This is a genomic window from Neobacillus sp. OS1-2, assembly GCF_030915505.1.
Lineage (GTDB): Bacteria > Bacillota > Bacilli > Bacillales > Cytobacillaceae > Neobacillus.
In genome coordinates this window covers 4620490-4643085 of sequence record NZ_CP133265.1, presented here as the reverse complement: position 1 = coordinate 4643085, position 22596 = coordinate 4620490, and the positions used below count along the sequence as shown (strand labels likewise).

General features: G+C 38.8%; 25 protein-coding genes. 19 read left to right on the top strand and 6 right to left on the bottom strand.

Going from position 1 to position 22596, the window contains the following annotated elements:
- Nucleotides 1-87 precede the first annotated feature (87 nt).
- Nucleotides 88-810: a DsbA family oxidoreductase gene (locus RCG19_RS23155; protein ID WP_308111060.1), complete on the top strand. Its 723-nt coding sequence runs from the start codon at nucleotides 88-90 to the stop codon at nucleotides 808-810.
- A gap of 62 nt (nucleotides 811-872) precedes the next feature.
- On the opposite strand, the gene RCG19_RS23790 is transcribed toward RCG19_RS23155, so the two are convergent.
- Nucleotides 873-1211: a CotG/ExsB N-terminal domain-containing protein gene (locus tag RCG19_RS23790; protein ID WP_166240613.1), complete on the bottom strand. Its 339-nt coding sequence runs from the start codon at nucleotides 1209-1211 to the stop codon at nucleotides 873-875.
- 202 nt (nucleotides 1212-1413) lie between these two features.
- On the opposite strand from RCG19_RS23790, the gene RCG19_RS23150 reads away from it, so the two are divergent.
- Nucleotides 1414-2505, top strand: coding sequence for a CotH kinase family protein (locus RCG19_RS23150; RefSeq protein WP_308109118.1), 1092 nt, complete (start codon nucleotides 1414-1416; stop codon nucleotides 2503-2505).
- 55 nt (nucleotides 2506-2560) lie between these two features.
- Here the strand turns inward: RCG19_RS23150 and RCG19_RS23785 are convergent, their stop codons facing one another.
- Complete coding sequence (locus tag RCG19_RS23785) at nucleotides 2561-3424, bottom strand: CotG/ExsB N-terminal domain-containing protein (RefSeq protein WP_374049568.1); 864 nt, start codon at nucleotides 3422-3424, stop codon at nucleotides 2561-2563.
- Nucleotides 3425-3693: 269 nt separating this feature from the next.
- On the opposite strand from RCG19_RS23785, the gene RCG19_RS23145 reads away from it, so the two are divergent.
- From RCG19_RS23145 to RCG19_RS23105, 9 genes are all read left to right on the top strand, one after another.
- Nucleotides 3694-4635 carry an alpha/beta hydrolase gene (locus RCG19_RS23145; protein WP_308109117.1) on the top strand — a complete coding sequence of 314 codons (942 nt, stop codon included), beginning with the start codon at nucleotides 3694-3696 and terminating at the stop codon, nucleotides 4633-4635.
- A gap of 150 nt (nucleotides 4636-4785) precedes the next feature.
- Nucleotides 4786-6378, top strand: coding sequence for a long-chain-fatty-acid--CoA ligase (locus RCG19_RS23140; RefSeq protein WP_308109116.1), 1593 nt, complete (start codon nucleotides 4786-4788; stop codon nucleotides 6376-6378).
- A 193-nt stretch (nucleotides 6379-6571) separates the two neighbouring features.
- The gene (locus RCG19_RS23135) at nucleotides 6572-7801 is read left to right on the top strand and encodes a DUF438 domain-containing protein (RefSeq protein WP_308109115.1); all 1230 of its coding nucleotides are present in this window, start codon (nucleotides 6572-6574) and stop codon (nucleotides 7799-7801) included.
- Nucleotides 7802-8065: 264 nt separating this feature from the next.
- The gene (locus tag RCG19_RS23130; RefSeq protein WP_308109114.1) at nucleotides 8066-9259 is read left to right on the top strand and encodes a glucose-1-phosphate adenylyltransferase; all 1194 of its coding nucleotides are present in this window, start codon (nucleotides 8066-8068) and stop codon (nucleotides 9257-9259) included.
- Between the two features lie 131 nt (nucleotides 9260-9390).
- The gene (locus tag RCG19_RS23125) at nucleotides 9391-10188 is read left to right on the top strand and encodes an HAD family hydrolase (RefSeq protein WP_308109113.1); all 798 of its coding nucleotides are present in this window, start codon (nucleotides 9391-9393) and stop codon (nucleotides 10186-10188) included.
- Nucleotides 10189-10490: 302 nt separating this feature from the next.
- On the top strand, nucleotides 10491-11870 hold the full coding sequence (gene brnQ, locus RCG19_RS23120; RefSeq protein WP_308109112.1) for a branched-chain amino acid transport system II carrier protein: 1380 nt from the start codon (nucleotides 10491-10493) through the stop codon (nucleotides 11868-11870).
- Between the two features lie 134 nt (nucleotides 11871-12004).
- A complete protein-coding gene (locus RCG19_RS23115; RefSeq protein WP_308109111.1) occupies nucleotides 12005-12853 on the top strand; it encodes an ABC transporter permease subunit in 849 nt (282 codons plus the stop codon).
- Nucleotides 12854-13780 carry an ABC transporter permease subunit gene (locus tag RCG19_RS23110; RefSeq protein ID WP_308109110.1) on the top strand — a complete coding sequence of 309 codons (927 nt, stop codon included), beginning with the start codon at nucleotides 12854-12856 and terminating at the stop codon, nucleotides 13778-13780.
- Nucleotides 13781-13831: 51 nt separating this feature from the next.
- Nucleotides 13832-13999 carry a hypothetical protein gene (locus RCG19_RS23105; protein ID WP_308109109.1) on the top strand — a complete coding sequence of 56 codons (168 nt, stop codon included), beginning with the start codon at nucleotides 13832-13834 and terminating at the stop codon, nucleotides 13997-13999.
- Nucleotides 14000-14060: 61 nt separating this feature from the next.
- Here RCG19_RS23105 and RCG19_RS23100 read toward each other — a convergent pair whose 3' ends face one another.
- On the bottom strand, nucleotides 14061-14888 hold the full coding sequence (locus tag RCG19_RS23100) for an HAD family hydrolase (protein ID WP_308109108.1): 828 nt from the start codon (nucleotides 14886-14888) through the stop codon (nucleotides 14061-14063).
- Nucleotides 14889-14993: 105 nt separating this feature from the next.
- Entirely contained in the window at nucleotides 14994-15443 is a 450-nt protein-coding gene (locus RCG19_RS23095; RefSeq protein ID WP_166240640.1) for a S1 domain-containing RNA-binding protein, read from the bottom strand.
- 340 nt (nucleotides 15444-15783) lie between these two features.
- Between RCG19_RS23095 and qoxA the strand changes: the two genes are divergently transcribed.
- From qoxA to qoxD, 4 genes are read left to right on the top strand one after another with little or no spacing between them, the layout of a single operon-like run.
- Nucleotides 15784-16683, top strand: coding sequence for a cytochrome aa3 quinol oxidase subunit II (gene qoxA, locus RCG19_RS23090; RefSeq protein ID WP_166240642.1), 900 nt, complete (start codon nucleotides 15784-15786; stop codon nucleotides 16681-16683).
- A gap of 60 nt (nucleotides 16684-16743) precedes the next feature.
- A complete protein-coding gene (gene qoxB / locus RCG19_RS23085; RefSeq protein ID WP_308109107.1) occupies nucleotides 16744-18693 on the top strand; it encodes a cytochrome aa3 quinol oxidase subunit I in 1950 nt (649 codons plus the stop codon).
- Nucleotides 18690-19286 carry a cytochrome aa3 quinol oxidase subunit III gene (gene qoxC / locus RCG19_RS23080; RefSeq protein WP_166240646.1) on the top strand — a complete coding sequence of 199 codons (597 nt, stop codon included), beginning with the start codon at nucleotides 18690-18692 and terminating at the stop codon, nucleotides 19284-19286. The genes qoxB and qoxC overlap by 4 nt, the downstream gene beginning before the upstream one ends.
- A gap of 2 nt (nucleotides 19287-19288) precedes the next feature.
- Nucleotides 19289-19570: a cytochrome aa3 quinol oxidase subunit IV gene (gene qoxD, locus RCG19_RS23075; protein ID WP_166240648.1), complete on the top strand. Its 282-nt coding sequence runs from the start codon at nucleotides 19289-19291 to the stop codon at nucleotides 19568-19570.
- A gap of 44 nt (nucleotides 19571-19614) precedes the next feature.
- Here qoxD and RCG19_RS23070 read toward each other — a convergent pair whose 3' ends face one another.
- Entirely contained in the window at nucleotides 19615-19860 is a 246-nt protein-coding gene (locus RCG19_RS23070) for a DUF2207 domain-containing protein (protein WP_166240650.1), read from the bottom strand.
- 213 nt (nucleotides 19861-20073) lie between these two features.
- On the opposite strand from RCG19_RS23070, the gene RCG19_RS23065 reads away from it, so the two are divergent.
- On the top strand, nucleotides 20074-20394 hold the full coding sequence (locus RCG19_RS23065; RefSeq protein WP_308109106.1) for a thioredoxin family protein: 321 nt from the start codon (nucleotides 20074-20076) through the stop codon (nucleotides 20392-20394).
- 62 nt (nucleotides 20395-20456) lie between these two features.
- Here RCG19_RS23065 and guaC read toward each other — a convergent pair whose 3' ends face one another.
- Entirely contained in the window at nucleotides 20457-21440 is a 984-nt protein-coding gene (guaC, locus tag RCG19_RS23060) for a GMP reductase (RefSeq protein ID WP_308109105.1), read from the bottom strand.
- Nucleotides 21441-21650: 210 nt separating this feature from the next.
- Between guaC and RCG19_RS23055 the strand changes: the two genes are divergently transcribed.
- The 3 genes from RCG19_RS23055 to RCG19_RS23045 all read left to right on the top strand — a co-directional run bounded on the left by RCG19_RS23055 (nucleotide 21651) and on the right by RCG19_RS23045 (nucleotide 22531).
- Nucleotides 21651-22130, top strand: coding sequence for a hypothetical protein (locus tag RCG19_RS23055; protein WP_166240656.1), 480 nt, complete (start codon nucleotides 21651-21653; stop codon nucleotides 22128-22130).
- An 89-nt stretch (nucleotides 22131-22219) separates the two neighbouring features.
- On the top strand, nucleotides 22220-22354 hold the full coding sequence (locus RCG19_RS23050) for a hypothetical protein (protein WP_278187280.1): 135 nt from the start codon (nucleotides 22220-22222) through the stop codon (nucleotides 22352-22354).
- 30 nt (nucleotides 22355-22384) lie between these two features.
- Complete coding sequence (locus tag RCG19_RS23045; RefSeq protein WP_308109104.1) at nucleotides 22385-22531, top strand: hypothetical protein; 147 nt, start codon at nucleotides 22385-22387, stop codon at nucleotides 22529-22531.
- The last annotated feature ends 65 nt before the right edge of the window (nucleotides 22532-22596 follow it).

Below are 22596 nucleotides of genomic sequence, written 5' to 3'. Positions count from 1 at the left end.
TTGATTTTTCACTTGAGCACATTGTATTGGTTTTTAAATGAGGTATGGTACTATATTCGTAACCTAAGGAAAATGAGGTGTAATATGATGAAAATTGAAGTGTGGTCTGATTATGTTTGTCCGTTTTGTTATATTGGGAAACGCAGGTTAGAAGAGGCGTTAAATCAATTTCCTCATAAAGAGCAGGTAGAGGTGGAATTTAAGAGCTTCGAGCTTGATCCGAATTCATCGACATACAGTGGTCAAAATATCCATGAGGTATTGGCAAAAAAATATGGCATGAGCCTAGAACAGGCTAAACAAGCCAACAATGGTGTCGGTCAGCAGGCAGCTACCGTGGGATTAACGTTTAATTTTGACGAGATGAAGCCGACAAATACGTTTGACGCCCATCGTATAGCCAAGTTTGCAAAAAAACATGGGAAAGAACCAGTTCTCTCTGACAAATTGCTTCAAGGCTATTTTACTGCAGGGAAAGATATTGGAGATATCGAAACGTTGGCTGACATGGCTGAAGCTTCAGGGTTAGATCGCCAAGAAGTCTTAGCAGTTATTCAAGATAAAACCGCCTTTGCCAATGAAGTACGTGCAGATGAAGGGGTAGCCCAGCAGTATCAGATTACAGGTGTACCGTATTTTATTATTAATTCTAAATATGCCATCTCCGGTGCACAGCCGATTGAAACATTCAAAGGTGCCTTGGAAAAGGTTTGGGAGGAAGAAGCTCCTGCCTCTGTACTGCAGGATCTTTCTACAGAAGATGATGTCAGCTGTGCAGATGGCAGCTGTGTAATTCCTGAGAAGAAATAATCAATCAAAGAAAAATGGGAAAGGAGCAATTGCTTCCTTTCCCATTTTTCTTTGCTGGACATTTATTTTCGATTTCGAACACAATATTCCCACATATTCCCGTCCCGCCAACAACTTCTTGTTTGTTCATTGCCACGAGATGTGTTCCGCCAACCCGAACAGCATCTCCTAGTCGTTTTTCTCGACGTACGTCTTCTTGACGTATTTCTTCGAGTCGTGTTTCTATTTCTAGAAGTATCTCTACTCGTCGTTCTTCTTCGTGATGTTATTTGTCGCCGTGTAGTTCTTCGACGTGATGTCCCGCGATTTTGTCCTGGGTCTCTGAACATAAAGTCTCCGAATCCACCGCGTCTTACCTCATCTGCGGCATTTTGAATCTCCTCGGGTGAAAATTCACTCATTTTAGCACCTCCTTTAATTCTAGAAAAGAGAGCACAAAAGCTATTGACATATTTTTCGCCTAAAACTCACTCTTCTTTTACCAATTTACGTCTGTATAGTTGTACATGTTTGGGACAAACGCCTATGATTTGAAAAAATGCAAGCTAGTCGTGACCTCCCTTCGTTTTCCTTCATAGAAATAAGGGAAGGAGGAAATAGAACATGGACGAGGTTACAGGTATTCCGCAATATAAGCTTTTTATTAAACCAATAGATCTTAAGGAACTCAGAAGAGACATTTGGATTGATGAGCCGGTTCCCGCTCAATTAACGATAGAGGGTAAAAGGCTTGAGGTTGATTTAAGCTACCGTGGGTCACATATTCGTGATTTTTCCAAAAAGTCCTACCAAATTGCTTTTTATAATCCGAAAAGGTTTAAAGGTTCTAACCAATTCCATCTGAACGCTGAATACAAGGATCCATCACTTATCCGAAACAAGTTGTCCTTCGATTTTTTCTCAGAGATTGGTGTGCTATCCCCTCAATCGAGGCATATTTTTTTAACCTCAAATGGAAGGGCTGAAGGGGTTTATTTGGAACTCGAATCGGTGGACGAAAACTTTTTAAAAAGAAGAAACCTGGCAGACGGAAGTATCTTTTACGCGGTGGATGGTGATGCAAACTTTTCATTAATGAGTGATTTAGATAAAATCACGAAGACTTCCTTGGAATTAGGCTATGAAAGAAAATATGGAATTGCTGAAAATGATTATTTCTTACAAGAATTTATCTTTAACATTAATACCCTTTCACAGACTGATTTTGAAAAAGAAATACGAAAATATGTTGATATTGATAAATATCTCCGCTGGATCGCTGGGATTATTTTCACATCAAACTATGATGGATTTGTTCATAACTATGCACTTTATCGGAATGGAGATACGGGGTTATTTGAAGTGATACCTTGGGATTACGATGCAACATGGGGGCGTGATGTAAATGGAAAGGAAATGGAGGCGAATTATGTCCCAATTGATGGTTTTAATACATTAACGGCCAGGCTACTAGACACAGATGTTTATCGAAAAAATTACAGGAACCTGCTTGAAGAAATCATGAACCATCAATTTACTAATGAATTTATGATGCCTAGGGTTGAAAAATTACTTCAGCTGATTCGTCCCTATGTGCTACTGGACCCTTATAAGAAACAAACGATTGATGACTTTGATCAAGAGCGAGAAGTGATTGCTAACTATATTGAGGAAAGAAGAATATACTTACAAAGGAAGATAACGATATTGGAATAGGGAAATCAAAAAGATGCCTTTGGCATCTTTTTGATTTCCGATATAAATATAAAGTTTACCGTCTAACTGGTCTCCAAATATTGTCTTCCAAAATATAGCCTTCCACTTCAAAATTATCATTTGGTGTTGCGCTCCAGCCAAAATCGTCTTGTCTGGCATTGCTCCAACGCGAACGGTTACAGCATCTGAATCCACTTCGTCTGGAAGTATTCCTTCTAGAAGTATTCCTTCTAGAAGTATTTTGTCTGGAAGTATTCCTTCTAGAAGTATTTCGTCTAGATGTATTCCTTCTAGTGGTAACCATCATAGAAGTTTGGCGATTTCTAGTTGTATTGCGTCTAGAAGTCACCCTGCCAGAAGTAGGTAGAGTTCTGGAAGTATTGCGTCTAGAAGTCACCCTGCCAGAAGTAGGTAGAGTTCTGGAGGTGTCGTGTCTAGAAGTCACCCTGCCAGAAGTAGGTAGAGTTCTGGAGGTGTTGCGTCTAGAAGTCACCCTGACAGAAGTAGGTCGATTTCCGGAAGTAATGTGTCTAGAAGTAACTGTCACAGAAGTAGGCTGATTTCTGGAAGTAATGTGTCTAGAAGTAACTGTCACAGAAGTAGGCCGATTTCTGGAAGTAATGTGTCTTGAAGTAACTGTCACGGAAGTGGGCCGATTTCTGGAAGTAATGTGTCTAGAAGTAACTGTCACAGAAGTAGGCCGATTTCTGGTAGTGGTTCTTCGAGCAATGGTTTGCTGAACGGGCTTTGCAGAAATTCTTCGAGAAGTGTTGCGGTGTTTGGGTGGTTTTGGCCAGGGATGTTTTTTATGATGAGTTCTCTTTTTTGATCCGGGATCATTAAACATGTGTTTTCCATGCCCGGATCTTTTTACTTCCTCTGCAGCCCTTTGAATATCCTCTGTAGAAAAGTGTCTCATTATTTCACCTCGTATTAATCTTGAATCGGGAAGACAGAGAGCACTAAAGCTCGTCTCCTGTTCTCCTACTAATCTACGTAAAGGTAGTCCCATTTGTATGGGGGAATTGCTCAATTACCAAAAAAGAATCTATAAAAATAACATTAAAGTGGTGGCAGACATAAAAAGGGTGTCAGGCACCATTAAAAAGTAAATTTATTGAAGGATATAAAGCATCTAGCACGAATTAAAGTAATGTAAGAATATTCCACGCGGAAGAGGTCGATAATATGTCTCTTGATCCACAAACGAAAATGATATTAGAATTCTTTGCGGCAGCTGGTGCACCACCACTGGAAGCGTTAGCACCGGAAATGGCAAGGCAGGCATTCGCATTGCCACAGGGAGATCTAGAACCCGTCGGCAGAGTAGAAAATCGGACAATCCCTGGACCTGAGTCAGAAATCCCTGTTCGTGTTTATTATCCTAAGGAAGTGCAGCCATATTCTCCTGCTATTGTTTATTACCACGGCGGCGGCTGGGTTGTGGGTAATCTAGATTCACATGAAAATATCTGTAGGGCTCTGACCAATATCGCGAATTGTGTGACGATTTCAGTTGATTACCGTCTGGCACCTGAACATAAATTTCCGGCAGCCGTTTATGACTGCTATGCAGCTGTTGAATATGTTTATGATCATGCTGAGGAATTTCAAGTAGATCAAAACAGGATTGCGGTCGGCGGTGACAGTGCCGGGGGAAATCTAGCCGCGGTCATTACAAATATGGCCAAGGACAAAAACAAACCTGCTATATGTTTTCAATTACTCCTATATCCAGCTACGAATATCTTGGGCACTCCATCAGCATCGAAGGTAGATAATGCAGAAGGCTATTTTTTAACACAAGGAACAATGGAATGGTTCCGCGATTGCTATATAAATGCTGGGGAGGAAGATACACCGCTTTTATCGCCCATTCTTTATGAAGATGTTCGTGGCCTGCCACCTGCACTTGTGATTACAGCAGAATACGACCCGCTAAGAGACGAAGGCGAGGAATACGCAAAAAAACTGGCAGATGCCGGCGTTGAAGTAGAATTGACACGGTATGATGGTACGATTCATGGATTTATCAGCATGGCCGGGGTTATCGGCTTAGGAAAAGCAGCCCTCGAACAGTCTGGCACCGCATTAAAAAAATCTTTCAATAAACAGACGATAAAAAAATAAATAAACGATTAAGGCAGTAATTTATTTCAAAACTGCTTTTTTGTTGTGCTTATATATACAAGAAAAAGAATATGCAAAATTTAAAGGATTTTGTTAAATCCTTGGTGAAATTATTAAGTGAATATTCAAATACTTAGAGGAGCTGATGACATGTTTGCCCCATTAACCCCATTGGATTGGAAACGGAGAGCGGTTAAATATTATCCGCAAAAAACGGCTGTAATAGACGGTGACAAGGAATTTACCTATAAGGAATTTGGACATCGGGTTGACCAGCTTTCGGCTGCCTTACAGCAAGCTGGAATCGGAGCAAGTGATCATGTTGCGGTGATGCTGCCCAACACCCATTATATGCTGGAATGCTTCTATGGGATTTGTCAGCTAGGTGCGGTTATGGTTCCGTTGAATTACCGGCTTACAGCAGAGGATTTGGAATACATTATTCGTCACAGTGACGCAAGGATGTTAATTGTCGATGAAGAATTTTCTGGTCCAATTGAGAAAATTATCGAAAATCTTTCCTTGGAACAAGTTATTATTGTCCATATTGCAGGATATGAAACATCCTTAAATGGGGTAGATTATGAGGATTTCCTTCAGCATGCCCCGCAAAATGCTACATTACCAGAAATAGAAATCGATGAAAATCAGCTTCTTACCTTAAATTACACCAGTGGAACTACCTCAAAGCCAAAGGGTGTGATGCTTACGCATCGTGGTAATTACCTGAATGCTGCTAATTTCTTGTATCACCTTAATGTAAAACCTGATGACGTGTATTTACATACATTACCGATGTTTCATGCAAATGGCTGGGGGGGTGTCTGGGCGATAACAGCTGCTGGTGGTACGCATGTATGTTTGCGAAAAGTTGACCCGCCGCTGATTCTTGAAATATTTGAGCAAAAAAATATCTCCTTGTTATGTGGTGCCCCGACTGTTGTCAATATGCTTGTGAATGATCCAAAGGCAAAAGAGGTGAAGATCAAGACAAGTCCACGGATGGCGACTGCTGGTGCACCACCTGCAGCGGCTTTGATTCATAAAGCCCAAGAGATTCTTGGACTAAATATGGTTCATGTGTATGGTTTGACGGAAACCTCACCCTTTATCCTCTATTGCGAGTGGAAAAAAGAATTTGATACTAAATCTGCCGATGAACAAGCAATGATTAAGGCAAGGCAAGGAATTGAACTCGCTTTCAATGGAGAAACAAAGGTCGTTCATCAAGATGGTGAGGAGGTTGCATGGAATGGACGAGAGCTTGGTGAAATTGTGACCCGCGGCAATGTGGTGATGGCTGGTTATTACAAAGATCAACAAACCACTGCGGCCGCCATCCGCGACGGCTGGTTCCATACCGGCGATTTAGCAGTCACCCATCCTGACGGATTCATTGAGATTCAAGATCGAGCCAAGGATTTGATCATTTCTGGAGGAGAAAATATTTCTTCTACAGAGGTTGAAGGGGTTTTGTATAAACATCCTGCAGTCCTAGAAACAGCCGTTATTGCTATTCCTGATGAAAAGTGGGGCGAGGTTCCGAAGGCAATTATTGTCCTGCAGCAAGACGCAACCGTGACAGAAGAAGAAATTATCCAGTTTTGCCGTGCAAACATGGCTCATTTTAAAGCACCAAAAGATATTGAGTTTGTGGAAGCACTGCCAAAAACTGCAACGGGAAAACTACAAAAATATCGTTTACGGGAAATGTATTGGAAAGGCCCAAAGAAAGTAAATTAAATAATGAATATACTGTAAAAGGGTAGTGATGGGGTAAATCACTGCCCTTTATTGCGCTGATTATTCGTTCTTAAAGTTTTCACAATTAAGAGTGTACCAATGATGTTTATCACAAACAAACAATTTACGAAGTGATAAGTTATTAATGAGAAATATTTCACAATTACGTAGTACAGTGAAGGAGAATCCTAAAATGAGTGAATTCATTAATAACCGTGAAAACTTAGCTACTACAAATACAGAACGGATGACAATGTTAAAACAAATTTTTCAAGACCTACATAATGGTCGAAACCTTGATGAGGTAAAGGCGCATTTCGATGCTTATATTGGAAAAATCACAGTGGATGAAATTTCCCAGCTTCAGCATGATTTTGTCGAAGGAATTTCGGCTGCGGAACTGCAGCGCTTATACGCCCAGCATACGGCTATATTTAAGGGTTCGATTGAAGAGGAGAAGGTAGAACAAGTGAAAAAGCCGGAAGATCAGCCGGGTCACCCTGTTCATACCTTTAAACTGGAAAATCAAGAACTAGATAAATTACTGAAAACGCAGCTTCAAATCCACCTTTGGCAATTTGAAAAAGAAGATTCTGCTGAACATGTCTTTATGCTATTGGAAGATGTAAATCTCTTGCTTGATATTGATAAGCATTACAGCCGTAAGGAGAATTTGATTTTTCCGTATTTAGAAAAATACGGAATCTATGGCCCAACTACCAACATGTGGCGGATTGACGACTTTATCCGTGACGGCATTAAAGAAGCAAAACAAAAACTGGCTACTTATAATGGTGATAAGCAAGCCGTTATCGGAATAATGAATTATGTCATTCAAGAAGTAGGAGAAATGATTTACCGCGAAGAAAACATCCTTTTCCCAATGGCTTTAAAAAATCTCACTGAAGACGAATGGGTGAAAATTGCCCATGAAAGTGATGAAATTGGCTTTTGCCTCACCGCTCCTGCTGAAGAATGGAAGCCCGATCGGAAAGGGTTGGACGAAAACACGATCTCTGAAGGATTTATCAAAATGGAGACCGGGGTTCTATCATTAAAACAACTCGAATTGGTGTTAAACCATTTACCAGTAGATATTACTTTCATTGATCAGGATGATGTTGTCCGCTATTTCTCACACGGAAAAGAAAGAATCTTCGCTCGGACAAAAGCAGTAATTGGCCGGACGGTTCAAAATTGCCATCCGCCAAGAAGTGTCCATGTAGTGGAAGAATTGCTTGCTGAATTTAAATCAGGTAAGAAAGATAGTGAGGACTTCTGGATACCATTTAAGGATAAATATGTTTATATTCGTTACTTTGCTGTTCGGGATGAAGACGGAAAATACGTTGGTACCCTAGAATTTACCCAAAATATAGCCCCAATAAAAGTAATCGATGGCGAAAAGAGAATATTATCTTAGTAAACTAAACTGCCTGGAAACCGCGACGGCATATCGTGGGATTCTGGGCAGTTTTTTATTCGCTGTAAACCTTAATATATCGACAAGTCCAGTCAAATCAAGAGTTAGGCCACAATTTATGTCGATAAAAAAGCAGGACAAATTCACAAAGCTGTAACAGGTTACACGAAAAAATGGAAAAAATCGGAGATAATAAGAGTAGAAGAAGAACATTTTATACAGGCGGCATACAGGTTCAAAAATAATTTTTCGAGGAGGAGGAAAATGAAAAAGCAAAACTGGATTGCGTTATTGTTGGCTGGTGGTAAGGGGACAAGATTGAATCTCCTGACCAAAACACTTGTGAAGCCGGCCGTGCCCTTTGGTGGGAAATACAGAATCATTGACTTTGCTTTAAGTAATTGCCAAAACTCAGGAATTGAGACAGTCGGAATTTTAACGCAATACAAGCCCTATGTGTTGCATGCCCATCTCGGCCAATACAGCTATTGGAATTTGTATAATCAAACTGGCGGGTTAACCATCCTCCCACCCTATCAACGCAGTAATTCCGGGGTGGAGTGGTATGAGGGGACATCACATGCCGTGTATCAAAATATTGAATTCATTGAGCAAAATAACCCAGATTATGTTGCCATTTTGTCTGCGGATCAAATTTATAAGATGGATTATTCAGTGATGCTAGAACAGCATATTGAAACAAAAGCGGATTGTACCATCGCGGTTGTTGAGGTTCCATGGGAAGAGGCCAGCCGCTTTGGGCTCATCAATATTGATAGGCGAACCTACAAAATTATTGATTTTAAGGAAAAACCGAATAGACCCTCGTCAAATCTTGCCTCGATGGGAATTTATATTTTTACATGGAAGATTTTAAAAGACTATTTACAACTGGAGGAACAGAAGGAATGTACCAATCGCGATTTTGGCAAGGATATTATTCCTTCAATGCTGTCTGATGGATTACAGCTTTATGCATACTATTTTGATCAATATTGGAGGGATGTTGGCACGGTCCACAGCTACTGGGAGGCGAATCTGGATTTATTGAAAGGTGAGAATAATATTTTTCTGCAGAATCCTAAATGGCAGATTCATACGGTTGAACATCATGAGCCGCCATTGTTTTTAGCCGAAAGTGCAAAGATCCATCAAAGCTTGATTAGTGAAGGCTGCGAGGTTTACGGGTCGATTGAAGATTCAGTTTTATGTAATGGTGTGAAGGTAGGAAAGGGGGCAAGGATTAAAAACGCGGTAATTTTGCCGCATACCACTATTGAGGAGAATGCGTGGATTGAAAATGCCGTGGTCGGAAGTCAATCATTAATCAAGAATGGCGTAATTATTGTCTCTAAAAATCCAGATGAAAATTTAATGGTAGTTGGAAATAACGAGACCGTCGATCCAACCATTCAGGATGATTTAACTCCTAATCATGTGATATCTGTGACGTCGTAGCAGGATGTTACTAAAAAGTGTATGACGAAACTCTTTCATACACTTTTTTGAATTTTTTGCAAAATTATTTGCTTTAAAGTAGTAAAATGGTAAACTAGTAAAAATAGTTTTGAAAAAAGGGTGTGAGGTTCATGATAAAAGCGATATTTTTTGATTTAGATGATACATTACTTTGGGATCAAAAGAGTGTTAAGGATGCGTTCGCTTCAACATGTAAAGCAGCTGAAAATCGGTACGGCGTTGATGCTGATCAATTGGAAGATGCTGTTCGTGAGGCTGCGAGAAAACTTTACTCTTCCTATGATTTTTACCCTTTTACGCAAATGATAGGGATTAATCCATTTGAAGGGTTATGGGGTAATTTTTTGGATGAAAATGATTCTAATTTTATGAAGATGAAAGAAACGGCTCCTGTTTATCGGAAAGATGCCTGGACAACAGGGCTAAGGATGATGGGAGTGGATGACCCTGACTTTGGCGAATGGTTAGCAGAGCTTTTCCCGCAAGAACGGAGAAAGTCTCCGATTGTATACGAGGAAACCTTTACAACACTCGACCTCTTAAAGGGAAAATTTAAGCTTCTCTTGTTGACAAATGGCTCACCCGATTTACAAAATACGAAACTAGAGATAACGCCAGAACTTGTCCCTTATTTCGATGAAATTGTGATTTCCGGTGCTTTTGGCAAAGGAAAACCTGATCCATCCATTTTTGAACATGCTTTGTCACTTCTTTCGGTGAAGAAAGAGGAAGTTATAATGGTTGGAGATAACCTGATGACCGATATTCTAGGTGCTAACTGTGCTGGTATTAAAACGGTTTGGATCAATCGTCACAAAAAAGAGCGAAATGAAGTCATTCCTACATATGAAATTAAGCACTTGGAAGAGCTGTTTCCAATCTTAGAAAACCTTCGGGATGGTATTTAATAGAGAAATTGTATGGATTAGAAAACCTTTGCCAGTCACATTACTCAGGTAGAGGTTTTTTCGTTTGATTTTGTTTTTCTGGGATAACATTGTCGTGAGCCCTATCCTTTAATACCTCCATTGATAAACATTGATAATATTTATACAAAAGTATGTTTTTGTCATTTCGAAATTGTCTAAATAATCCCCAAAATAGGTTGAATTTCTTCCGTGGGAATAGTATTATTAGTTCCGGAAATAGTTCAATGATTGATAGTATATTTACACTATCAGTATTTTTACAATAGGGTGGGGCAGTTTATATGCAAAATAAATTACCGTTTTCAAGGTATTTCATTATAGGTGTTATGTTGTTTGCGTTATTCTTTGGTGCCGGGAACTTAATATTTCCGGCTGGACTGGGGCAAGTGGCAGGAACAAACATTTGGATGGCAATAGGAGGATTTTTAATTACCGGTATCGGCCTGCCGTTCCTTGGGATATTGGCGATGGGCTTTTCTGGTAGTAAAAACTTACAGGAACTTGCGGGGCGGGTTCATCCTGTTTATGGGATCATCTTTACCTCACTACTCTATTTAACAATTGGGCCATTTTTTGCCGCACCAAGGACAGGTGCTGTAGCCTATGACATCGGGATTGCACCGGTCGTTGGAGAGAGATTTGGACATGCGGGTTTAATTATTTTTACCTGTGTTTTCTTTATTGTTACACTGTGGTTCTCATTAAATCCTGCTAAAATAGTGGACAACGTGGGAAAAATCCTATCGCCTGGAATCATTATTCTCCTTTTGGTTTTATTAGTGATGGCTGTGGTAAAACCAGTCGGTTCTATTGGCGTACCCCAGGAATCCTATGTTAACGGGGCGTTCATGAAGGGGTTAATGGAAGGGTATAACACGATGGATGCCCTCGCATCACTTGTATTTGGGATTATTGTCATCAATGCGATCCGGTCGATGGGAATAACGTCTACACGCGGAATTCTAACGGCATCAGCTAAATCTGGAATTGTAGCCATCGTTTTTCTTGGTATCATCTATGTCGGCATAGCCTATCTTGGCGCAACAAGTACAGAAGCTTTCGGTCTGTTTGATACCGGAGGACCAGTCCTTGGCAAGGCGGCCTCCTATTATTTTGGTTCAGTAGGAACGGTTATGTTATCGATCGTTATTATCTTAGCCTGTCTAACAACAAGCATCGGATTGATGACGGCTTGTGGGGAATACTTCCATACAATCTTTCCTAAAGTCAGTTATAAAGTATGGGTAGTTTTCTTTTCACTAGTGTCATTTGCTGTCGCAAACTTTGGGTTATCAAACATCATTCACTTCTCCATTCCAGTGTTAATGTTGTTATATCCATTGGCAATCGCATTGATGTTACTGACATTCCTATCAAAAATTTTTCACCATTCAAGGATTGTATATGCATCCGCTATTACGGTCACATTTATGATCAGTGTGATTGATGGTTTCAAAACATTCTGTGATTTGCTTGAAATCAGCTATTTTGGTTGGTTACAATCGATTATTTCATTTTATGAAAAGATATTGCCCTTATACAATGATGGACTTGGCTGGTTGCTTCCTGTTTTTATTGCCATCTTGATTTCAGGTTGTATCGTTTGTTTTCAGAATTTCTCAGCACTTCGGCTAAAAAATAAAACAGAAGGCGTTCTTTAACATCTCCCCATGGTGGAGATGTTTTTTTTGCAGGAAATTATAGCAAGATGATGGAGGAATCGGTATAATTAGTTTAGTTTACTGACTATTTATTGTTTTAAAATAATTATCGAATGGATGAAGAGGAAGTTCTAATGAAAATAGTTAAAAAAATAGGTTCCCTGATATTACAGTGTTTCATCGGTGTAGAGGTGCTTATCCTAATCGCAGCATTTCCTGTTTTATTTGCCAATATATCTTTTCATTTCACTGAATATTTTCATGCCATCTATGAGCTTAATAGTAAAGTCTTTACTTTAGGAGACTTTCTAACAGGAGATGGTAAAAGTTCATTATTTCCTTTTATTATAGAGAGCTATTTCGAGTCTATGAAAATATTAGGTTTGGGCATTGTGGCTGCATTCTTCACTGCTTTCCTGATTACCTATCTATCATTCATGCTGTTTCGCAAAAGAATGAAAGTGATTAAATATGTACTAGAGTTAGCAGAATCGGTCCCGGACTTAATGTTTATTCTCCTATTACAAATGGCGGTCATTTTGATTTATCAAAAAACCGGAATCAAGCTGGCCCAGGTTGTTTCTGTAAGGGAAAAGGCTGTTTTGTTGCCCATCATCAGCATCAGTATTCCGATTAGTTTTTACATAACAAAAATCCTTATCCATCACATTGAGGAAGAATTGGAGAAATCCTATATATCCTTAGCTGTGGCAAAAGGATTGTCGTTTCCACATATATTGAATCTCCATGTCCTCAGAAATATTGCGGATGGGATGTTTGGGGCCTCAAAAACAATTTTCTGGTCGATGCTTTCAACACTATTAGTGATTGATTATTTATTTAATATGAATGGCCTGCTCAGAGTTATGGGAACCGGGAGGGACCCATTTATAATTGGCTGCCTTATGATTTTTGTCCCATTTTTTATTCTCTATCGTCTCTATGAATGGATTAGCTTTGATAACAGAAAGGATCAAGGGTAGATGGCTATATTTTTATTGAAAAGAAAAAGATTTGTGGTTAGTGTTTTATTTCTTGTTACACTGTTTACCTGGAGTATCATTAATAACGGGGACATTCGACAACTGCGGTTTCATACCGATGAAAGAGGAAACCTGATTGATGCGCCGCCCTATCCTCCCTTGACAGTCTTTCTCCTGGGATCCGATAAATACGGCTATGATCTCGGGCAAATGATGATTGAAGGAGCCAAATATACGATCGGAATCACGCTGTTGGTGGCCATTTTAAGGATGATTTTGTCGATTATTATGAGTGCTTTCATTTATTCATTGAGACCAAGAATATACTCTGTATTAAAGAGTATATTCGAACCATTTTCGGTCGTCCCACAGACAATCATTGCCTATTTTATCCTCCATACTGTGTTATGGATGCCAATCGAAGGGTTTTCAACTCCTTTTTGGCAGCGGGCCTTATTTGAAACTATTATTCTTGTTATCATTGCGATTCCAAATTTGACCATTCACCTTTCAGGTGAAATGAGGCAAGTGGAGAAAGAACCATTTATTGAGGCAGCAAAAATACTTGGGGCAAGCAAGACTAGTGTCTTTTTCAAGCATATTGTCCCACATGTGTATGAAAAATGGATTTTGCTATTCGGACAACAATTTATTCAATCCCTGCAGCTTCTAGCCCACCTTGGCTTTTTGAACCTTTTCTTCGGTGGTTCCTTCATCGCCTATGGCGATAGTATCGATCCCCCACGTTCCATTTCATATGAGTGGTCTGGTGTTATTGGTTCAAGCATTAGTTATATTTTCTCTTATCAATGGATTATTATAGTCCCGATTGGATTTTTTGTGTTAACCGCTATTAGTGTGGCGCTCATCAATGATTCGGTGAAGGCATTTTTTCAAAATAAGACAGTTAATCAAGCGAAAAGATGAGTAGATTTTAACGGAGTGCAATCAGTACCAAACCTCTGGGGAGGGAAAAAGATGTTACGAAGGGTAATTGCCGTTACGGATGATGAGACAAGTATTAAAGAGGCGATAAAAGAGGTATTAAGGTCGAAACATAAGGGGTATGAAGTTGCCCTGGATTTAACAAGAATAAAAAATAAGGATCGAAGAAAAGAAATCATGAAGCTGTTAACAAAGTATTAAAGGGGGGGTGAACCACGTAAAACGAGCCTATCCAATAAACTGGAAAGGCTCGTTTTTTCCTTTAATTTGCCGTTATTTTCTCTTCACTTTTAAGTAATGGCAAAAGATGACGAACAGCATAGGCAAAACCATCTTCATCATTGGTCTTTGTGATAATATCTGCTTTTTGTTGCACATGGGACGGGGCATTTCCCATGGCAACAGAAGTAGTAGCAACTTCAAATTGAGCAAGATCGTTGCCGCCATCGCCAAACGCAATAATTTCATCAAAAGATAGACCCATCATGTCTTGGTACCGTAATAATGCTTTGCCTTTATGGGCTTCACTCGAGGTGATTTCTACATTATTCGGAAAAGAAGAGGCCGTTGAAATCGGATAATTTCCGGCTAAGGCGGCTTTCACTTCAGCAATAGTATCAAGCTGGTCTTGATGAACTAAAGCGATCAGTTTATAGATTTTTAGATTATCTTTTTCTAGAATGGCATCATAATTAAATTCCTGAAATAGGGTATCAAGTTCTTGTTTTGTCTTCCCATGCAATGGGGGAAGGGTGGAGGGGAAGCCCCCGTGATCGGTATAGACGAGAATCCCCACACCTAATCCCTTAAGAATCGAAAATATTTCTTTATAAGTTGAAATGGGTAGGGTTGCTTCAAACAGCAGTTCTCTTGTCTTCGTATATAAAACAGAACCATTTACACAAAAAAGTGGCACCTCCATATTTTGGATGGCTTTTAGCTTAATGACATCGGTGTATGCCCGTCCCGTATTCATAATCAGGCAATGGCCTTGTTCTTGAAGCTCGTTTAAGGCTTTTACGTTCTCTTCGGTAACTTCATGATCTGAGTTTAATAACGTGCCATCAAGATCAATTGAAATGCATTTCATAGGATCGTACCATTCCTCTCATTTTATATTTTATCTTAACGTAAAGGGCAAGCCTATTTATGCAGGCTTGCCCTTATCTATATGATCTATGAAAAACGCAGAAGGTTATCCGCGTCTTCCGCCCCGCCCGCCTCGTTTTGATTCAGTGTTGCGTTTGAGGCTAGATAAATTCTCTTCACTTGACTTTAAAAACTTAGACACTTTATCTTCAAAACTTTCCCTCGGTTTGAATTGACCTTTTGAACGAAAGTCTTTGGAACGGTTATCCGTTCTTCCTTGACGCGGTGGTCGTTGAGAATAAGAAGATGTTTGTCCCTCTGGTTTTTCGATTGCTTTTTTGATGGATAAGGCAGTTTTTCCGTCCTTTTCACTAATAACTTTTACTTCGACTAGGTCGCCAATTTTCAGATGATCATTAACATCCTTTACATAGCTGTCTGCGACCTCACTAATATGCACGAGACCTGTTGAGCCTCCTGGTAATTCTACGAATGCTCCAAAATTAGTGATGCCTGTTACTTTACCTTGTACTTTACTGCCTACTTCGACTGACATGGAAATATAGTTCCCCCTCAATAATGTTAAAGACACCTTATTATAACAAATAATTACGAAAAAGAATATCCTCTTTATTTTTAAAGAATAAATGGTTTTTTTAATAAAAAAGATAAACTTATTTATCATAGTAAATCTTCATCTGAAAAGCTAATGATACGCATCGAAAAATTATCATGAAAAGGGGATTATGAACATTCAGTGACACATGTGGTGTTTTGGTGTCATTTCTTCAAGAATGATATTAATATAGAACTACGAAATGTGATTTATATCACATATTTTTTAAAAAGAGTATGCTTTGGTTTTTTAGAATAATGGAAAGGGGATCTACCAAAAAATGAAATGGGCTTTATTGACACTACTTTTTACTATAGCCACTGTGTTAACAGGTTGTGAACCATTAATGGTCCTGGATCCGAAAGGACCTCAAGCTGAAAGACAGGCAAGTGACATCTTGTTATCTATTGGAATTATGTCATTTATTGTCATAGTCGTTTTTGCTATTTTAGTATTTGTTTTAATCAAATATCGTGCCTCTAATCAAGCTGTAGACTATGAACCACCTCATATAGAAGGGAATCCATGGGTTGAAGCGATTTGTGTAGGAATTCCTATTATTATTGTTGCTTATTTTTCTTTCGTTTCTGTTCAAAGTAACTATATTGTTGAGGCAACACCGAAAGGTTATGAGGATCAAAAACCGTTAGTTATTTATGCATCATCATCGGACTGGAAATGGCATTTTAGTTATCCTGAAGAGAATATTGAAACGGTTAATTATTTGTATATTCCAACTGACCGACCAATTGAATTTAAGTTATATTCATATGGGCCGATTACGAGTTTCTGGATTCCGCAGCTTGGAGGGCAAAAATACGCGATGTCTGATATGATTACCACTCTCCATTTAGCAGCTGATGAACCAGGTGAATTTATGGGGCGGAATGCAAACTTTAGTGGAAAAGGATCGGCTGAAAATACGTTTAACGTTACCGCCATGTCGCAGGATGATTTTGACGATTGGGTGGGGGAAGTGAAAGATACTGCTAAACCACTAACAGAAGGTAAATTTGATGAATTGTTAAAACCTGGGCACCTAGGACAGATGACGTTTACAGGAACACACTTAGGCTTTTTACCACCACCAGGAGAGCATGGTAATCATGACTCATCAGACACTGAAGAAGCGAAACCTAACTCAGATAAACATTCTGATCACAGTATGATGAATCATTAAACTAAGACGAAGACTGGATCAAACAGTAAGTAATATTATCTCGGAAGGAGTATAAATCGGATGGAATTTTTTGAACGATTCGCTATACCCAATCCAAGCCCGGTAATCTATGCCTCTATGGTTGCTATTGGTCTGGTTGTGATCGCAATTATAGCTGGATTAACCTATTTTAAAAAATGGGGATATCTATGGCGCGAATGGTTAACAACCGTTGACCATAAACGGATTGGTATGATGTATTTAATTTCTGCGTTGTTAATGTTGTTCCGTGGCGGTGTGGATGCCATTATGATGCGTGCTCAGCTTTCTGCACCTGAAAATAAATTGCTAGATGCGCAACACTATAATGAAATTTTCACCACACACGGTGTCGTTATGATTATCTTTATGGCGATGCCATTCATATTTGCTTTCATGAACTATCTTGTTCCATTACAAATTGGAGCCCGTGATGTTGCGTTTCCACGTTTAAATGCCATTAGTTTCTGGTTGTTTTTTATGGGGGCAATGTTATTTAATATCTCTTTTGTTATTGGTGGTTCGCCTGATGCAGGATGGACATCCTATTTCCCGCTTGCAGGTACTGAATTCAGTGAATCAGTAGGGACGAATTATTATATGATTGCTATTCAAATATCGGGACTTGGTTCATTAATGACAGGTATTAATATGTTAACGACCATCATGAAAATGAGAGCACCTGGTATGACATTAATGAAAATGCCAATGTTTACATGGTCTGCTTTAGTTTCTAATCTTATCATTGTGACTGTTTTTCCTGTATTAACCGTTGCACTTGCAATGGGAACCATGGATCGATTATTTGCAACGAATTTCTTTACAACAGAAAATGGCGGCATGGATATGCTCTGGGCAAACTTGTTCTGGGTTTGGGGACATCCCGAAGTGTATATCTTAATTTTACCAGCCTTCGGTATTTATAGTGAGATTATTTCCACATTCTCAGGACGTAACCTCTATGGGTACAAATCAATGGTTTGGTCAATGGTTCTTATTTCAGTCCTTTCCTGCTTTGTCTGGGCTCACCACTTCTTTACCATGGGCCAAGGGGCTGCATCGAACAGCTTCTTTTCCATCACAACCATGATGATTTCCGTCCCAACAGGGGTGAAGATTTTTAACTGGTTATTTACCTTGTGGAAAGGGAAAATTCGCTTTACCGTCCCAATGCTATATTCAATCGGTTTTATTCCGCTTTTCACCATTGGCGGTATGACGGGCGTAATGCTGGCCATGTCAGCTGCTGATTATCAATATCATAATACTATGTTCTTAGTTGCTCATTTCCATAATACGATTATCCCTGGAGTGGTTTTCGCCATGCTGGCAGGTTTTACGTATTACTGGCCAAAAATGTTCGGCTTCATGTTAAATGAAAAAATTGGTAAATGGACCTTCTGGCTGCTTTCTATTGGCTTTGTGTTAGCATTCTTCCCGATGTATATCACTGGGTTAGACGGGCAAGCACGAAGGATGTACACGTATTCTGAGTCAACTGGTTATGGTCCTTTGAATATGGTTTCATTTGTTGGCGCAGGGATCATGGCGATTTCCTTCATTTTAATCGTATACAATATTTATTACAGTATTCGGTATTCACCAAGAAATATTGGAAGCGACCCTTGGGATGCGCGTACATTAGAATGGGCTACACATACTCCTGTACCAGAATATAACTTTGCCATTACACCAGAAATTCATTCAAGTCAGCCATTCTGGGATGCCAAGAAAAATAAACATCCGTTATTCTCAGGTGAATTGGAAAAAATCCATATGCCTAACAACAGCGGAGTTCCGTTTATTATGTGTGCTATCTTCTTCATATTGGGCTTTTCGTTCATATTTGCGATCTGGCCGCTTGTCATTATTTCAACAATTGGAATCATTGCATGTTTGGTATACCGCTCATTTGAAAAAGATCATGGACGACATATATCAATAGAAGAAATTAAAGAAACAGAGGAAAGATTAGGGGGGGCTAAAAGATGAATGTAGATCACTCGCAACCTCTTGAATATAGCACTGGTCAAAATAAATTGAATATTTTCGGTTTCTGGATTTTTCTTGGAGCCGAAATTATGCTATTTGCAACACTTTTTACTACGTATTTTACATTAGAGAATAGAACAGGTAACGGCCCTGCCGGATTAGAAATTTTTGAAATAACGCCTGTATTAATTGAAACAATCCTGCTGTTAACAAGTAGTTTTACAATTGGACTTGGTATACATGCAATGCGGATAGGTAAGAAAAAAGCAATGATGACGTTCTTTGCCATTACATTATTGCTCGGTCTTGCGTTCCTAGGGTTTGAAATTGAAGAGTTTCTTACGTATATTCATGACGGGGCTAGTATTCAAACAAGTGCATTTACTGCAAGCCTACTGACCACATTAGGAACTCATGGAGCTCACGTAACATTTGGGTTGTTCTGGGGATTAGCAATCATGGTACAAGTGAAAAAATATGGGTTAACTCCAGAAACAACAAATAAATCATTTATCTTTTCACTTTACTGGCATTTCTTAGATGTCGTCTGGATCTTTATCTTCAGCTTCATTTACTTGAAAGGAATGATGTAAAAATGAAAGAATTATTCCCAGCTAAACAAATAATGGGGTTTGTATTTTCTTTACTTCTAACAACTGTTGCTCTTGCTGTTTACTTTTTAGATATGTCATTCACGGTAGGAATGACGATTCTTGTTGTAACAGCGTTCATACAAGCAGGCGTGCAGCTAATTGTGTTTATGCATGCTGGGGAAACTGAGGATAAGTTGTCTATTTACGGGAATGTTTACTTCATGATTTTCATTGCTTTGCTTACGGTATTTGGTACATTATTCCTCTTTAAATGGGATATGTGAGATAAATAAGAAAACAAAATGGAGCGTCGATGATCTCGGCGCTCCTATTTTCTTTTTACAGATTCAAACTGGATCCTTTTCTCTGTTGTTTTCAGCATTTCTTCTGTCACGACAAAAAATATTCCCATTAGAAAGATGAAAACGGCGCCAACGATGATTCCGATTGCAATACCTGTTAAATTACTGTAACCGTTTCCAAAAAAACTGTAGAAAAATGTCGCAATACCAATAGCTAATAATAGTCCGCCGAAAATCTTAACTGTATTTAGGATTTTTTCATTTACCTTCATATTCCACATCCCCCTTTTTATATATTATTCCTGTTGTTCACATAATTGTCAAAATTAATTTTAATAAACGGTTGAAAAATTTTTCGGAATTGGATTTATCTTTCGACAGTGTAAGTGGAAGGATAGAAATAAGTGTAATTCCTTGATTTCTAGCACCAATGATTTTAATCTAATATTGGCATCATACAAACAATGAAATAGGGGCGAATGTACATGAAAGAAGTAAAAACCGAACAAGAATACCGTGAGCAAATCGCAAAAGATGAACTAACTGTGGGTATTTTTACCACTACTTGGTGTCCGGACTGTAAACGGTTAGCAATGTTCATTGATGAAGTAATTGAAGAGAACCAGGATATGCAATGGATTAAAGTGGACCGTGACGAATTTCCGGAAATTTCTGAGGAACAAAATGTGATGGGGATCCCTTCATTATTGGTTTTTAAAAACGGTGAAAAGTTGGCCCATTTACATAGTGCGAATGCTAAAACACAAGACCAAGTTAGAGAATTCATTAACAATTTTTCATCATAAAATAGTAAAAAAAGTGTCCTCATGAGTGTATTCATGAGGACATTAATCTTAGGGACATTATCTTAATAGATCTTATCGCCATTAAAAATAGAATTTTTCACGACGACATAATCTACGTTACGAATCGCTTCTAATTTGTTGCCACCTGAATAGGAAATGGATGATTGAAGATCTTGCTCCATTTCGATTAACGTATCCATTAATGCGCCTCTGTATTCGACAAACATTTTTTTGCCTTCTACATTTTTCTTTTCCCCTTTTTGGAATTCCGATGCGGAACCAAAGTATTCTTTATACAGCTTGCCATCTTTTTCAACGGTTTCACCTGGAGATTCTTCATGGCCGGCAAATAAAGAACCAATCATGACCATCTTCGCTCCGAATCTAACAGATTTAGCGATATCACCATGTGTTCGAATTCCGCCATCAGCAATAACAGGTTTGCTTGCTGCCTTTGCACACCAACGAAGTGCGGCTAATTGCCAGCCACCAGTTCCAAAACCAGTCTTAATCTTCGTAATACACACCTTTCCTGGTCCAATGCCCACTTTTGTTGCATCTGCACCAGCATGTTCCAATTCTCTTACAGCTTCTGGAGTACCAACATTACCGGCAATCACAAAGCTTTGAGGTAATAATTTTTTGATATGCTTAATCATTTCGATCACGGCATTGGAATGACCATGCGCGATATCGATTGTTATGAATTCAGGCGTAAGCTGTGCAGCGGCTAATTGTTGGACGAATTGATATTCTTCCTCTTTGACGCCTACACTGATTGAAGCGATCAATCCACGAGATTTCATATCTTTAATGAAAGAAAGGCGTCTTTCAGGTTCGAAACGGTGCATGATATAGAAGTAACCATTTTCTGCTAAGTAAATGGAAGTCTTTTCATCGATAATAGTTTGCATATTTGCGGGAACCACAGGTAATTTAAAGGTATAACCACCTAAAGTTACAGATGTATCACACTCTGATCGGCTATTTACTATACACTTTGCAGGAACCAATTGAATATCTTCGTAATCAAATACATTTTCCATGAATTGCACCCCTAAACACGAATATTTAAGATTAATAACTTATTATTGTTCGTACATTTGCTAATTTACATTATTTTTATTAGCTTGTCAAAGGTTTCGATGTTATTTTTACTAAATTTGCAGATTTTTATTAAAAATTAAAGACAAATAAGTTAAACGTCGCTGATGCCCCTTTCATAAGATACATTATCTGAAATACGGGGTGATTTCTTGAAGCGTTGGTTGAAAGCCATTATTTTACTTTATTTATCTCTTTTGTTTTTCGGTAGTTTTTTGGCAATAACTGTTCTAATGGCAGGATTTCTCGAAAAAACACTGCCATTCATTCCCCAAATTAAGAATTTCCTTTTCTATTTCTTTTCAGGAGCCATTGGAGGGTCACTAAGGCATCTCTATATGTTCTGTTCACATTATATGGAGGACGAATTACAAGATTATCGTAAATGGATTATGTATATTTTTTATCCTATTTTCGCAACAGGAACGGCGGTCATGGCAGTCACCTTAATTCGAAGCGGATTCCTTCAAATTGAATTCACTAATTATGGGGATACGCCATACGGAGCAATAAGCATCGCATTTATTGTAGGATTTAGCTTCAACCGGTTTCTTAATTTACTAAATGCCGTCTCAAAAAATTTATTCAAATCAAAGAAAGGTCAGCAGGGCAATTCAGAAATCGATAATTGATACTCTTTTAGTCAACATAAAAAGTAATATAGAGATCAATACTAAATCGGAATGCATGTTCAAAAACAGTCATGGAAGGAGAGCAGAGAATGGATCAGCGATATAGCACTGATGATGATGCTACTGTGGAATTAAAAAAGGCTCTTCAAAAAAGTAAACCTAGAAGCAATATCAAAATGAGTGAAGCAGAGGTAAGGATGAAAAAGCAAGCCAAGAAAAGTTAAGTTAAGTGACATACTATTTGGAGGCAAACCATGAAAAAGCAAAATCCAATTGAATTCAACGGCAGGGTATTGGATCAAAGAAATACCCTAACTGGCCCTGACGATGCAGGAAAAGGATTTTACCCAGAACGACCACAACATGTGCCCATTCAGCAGGGAAAGAGTAAAAAGGGTTAAGAGTCTTTTACGAAAGGGAGGGGTAAACCTTCTCTTTTTCTTATGGAAAACCGGCAGGAGTCCTG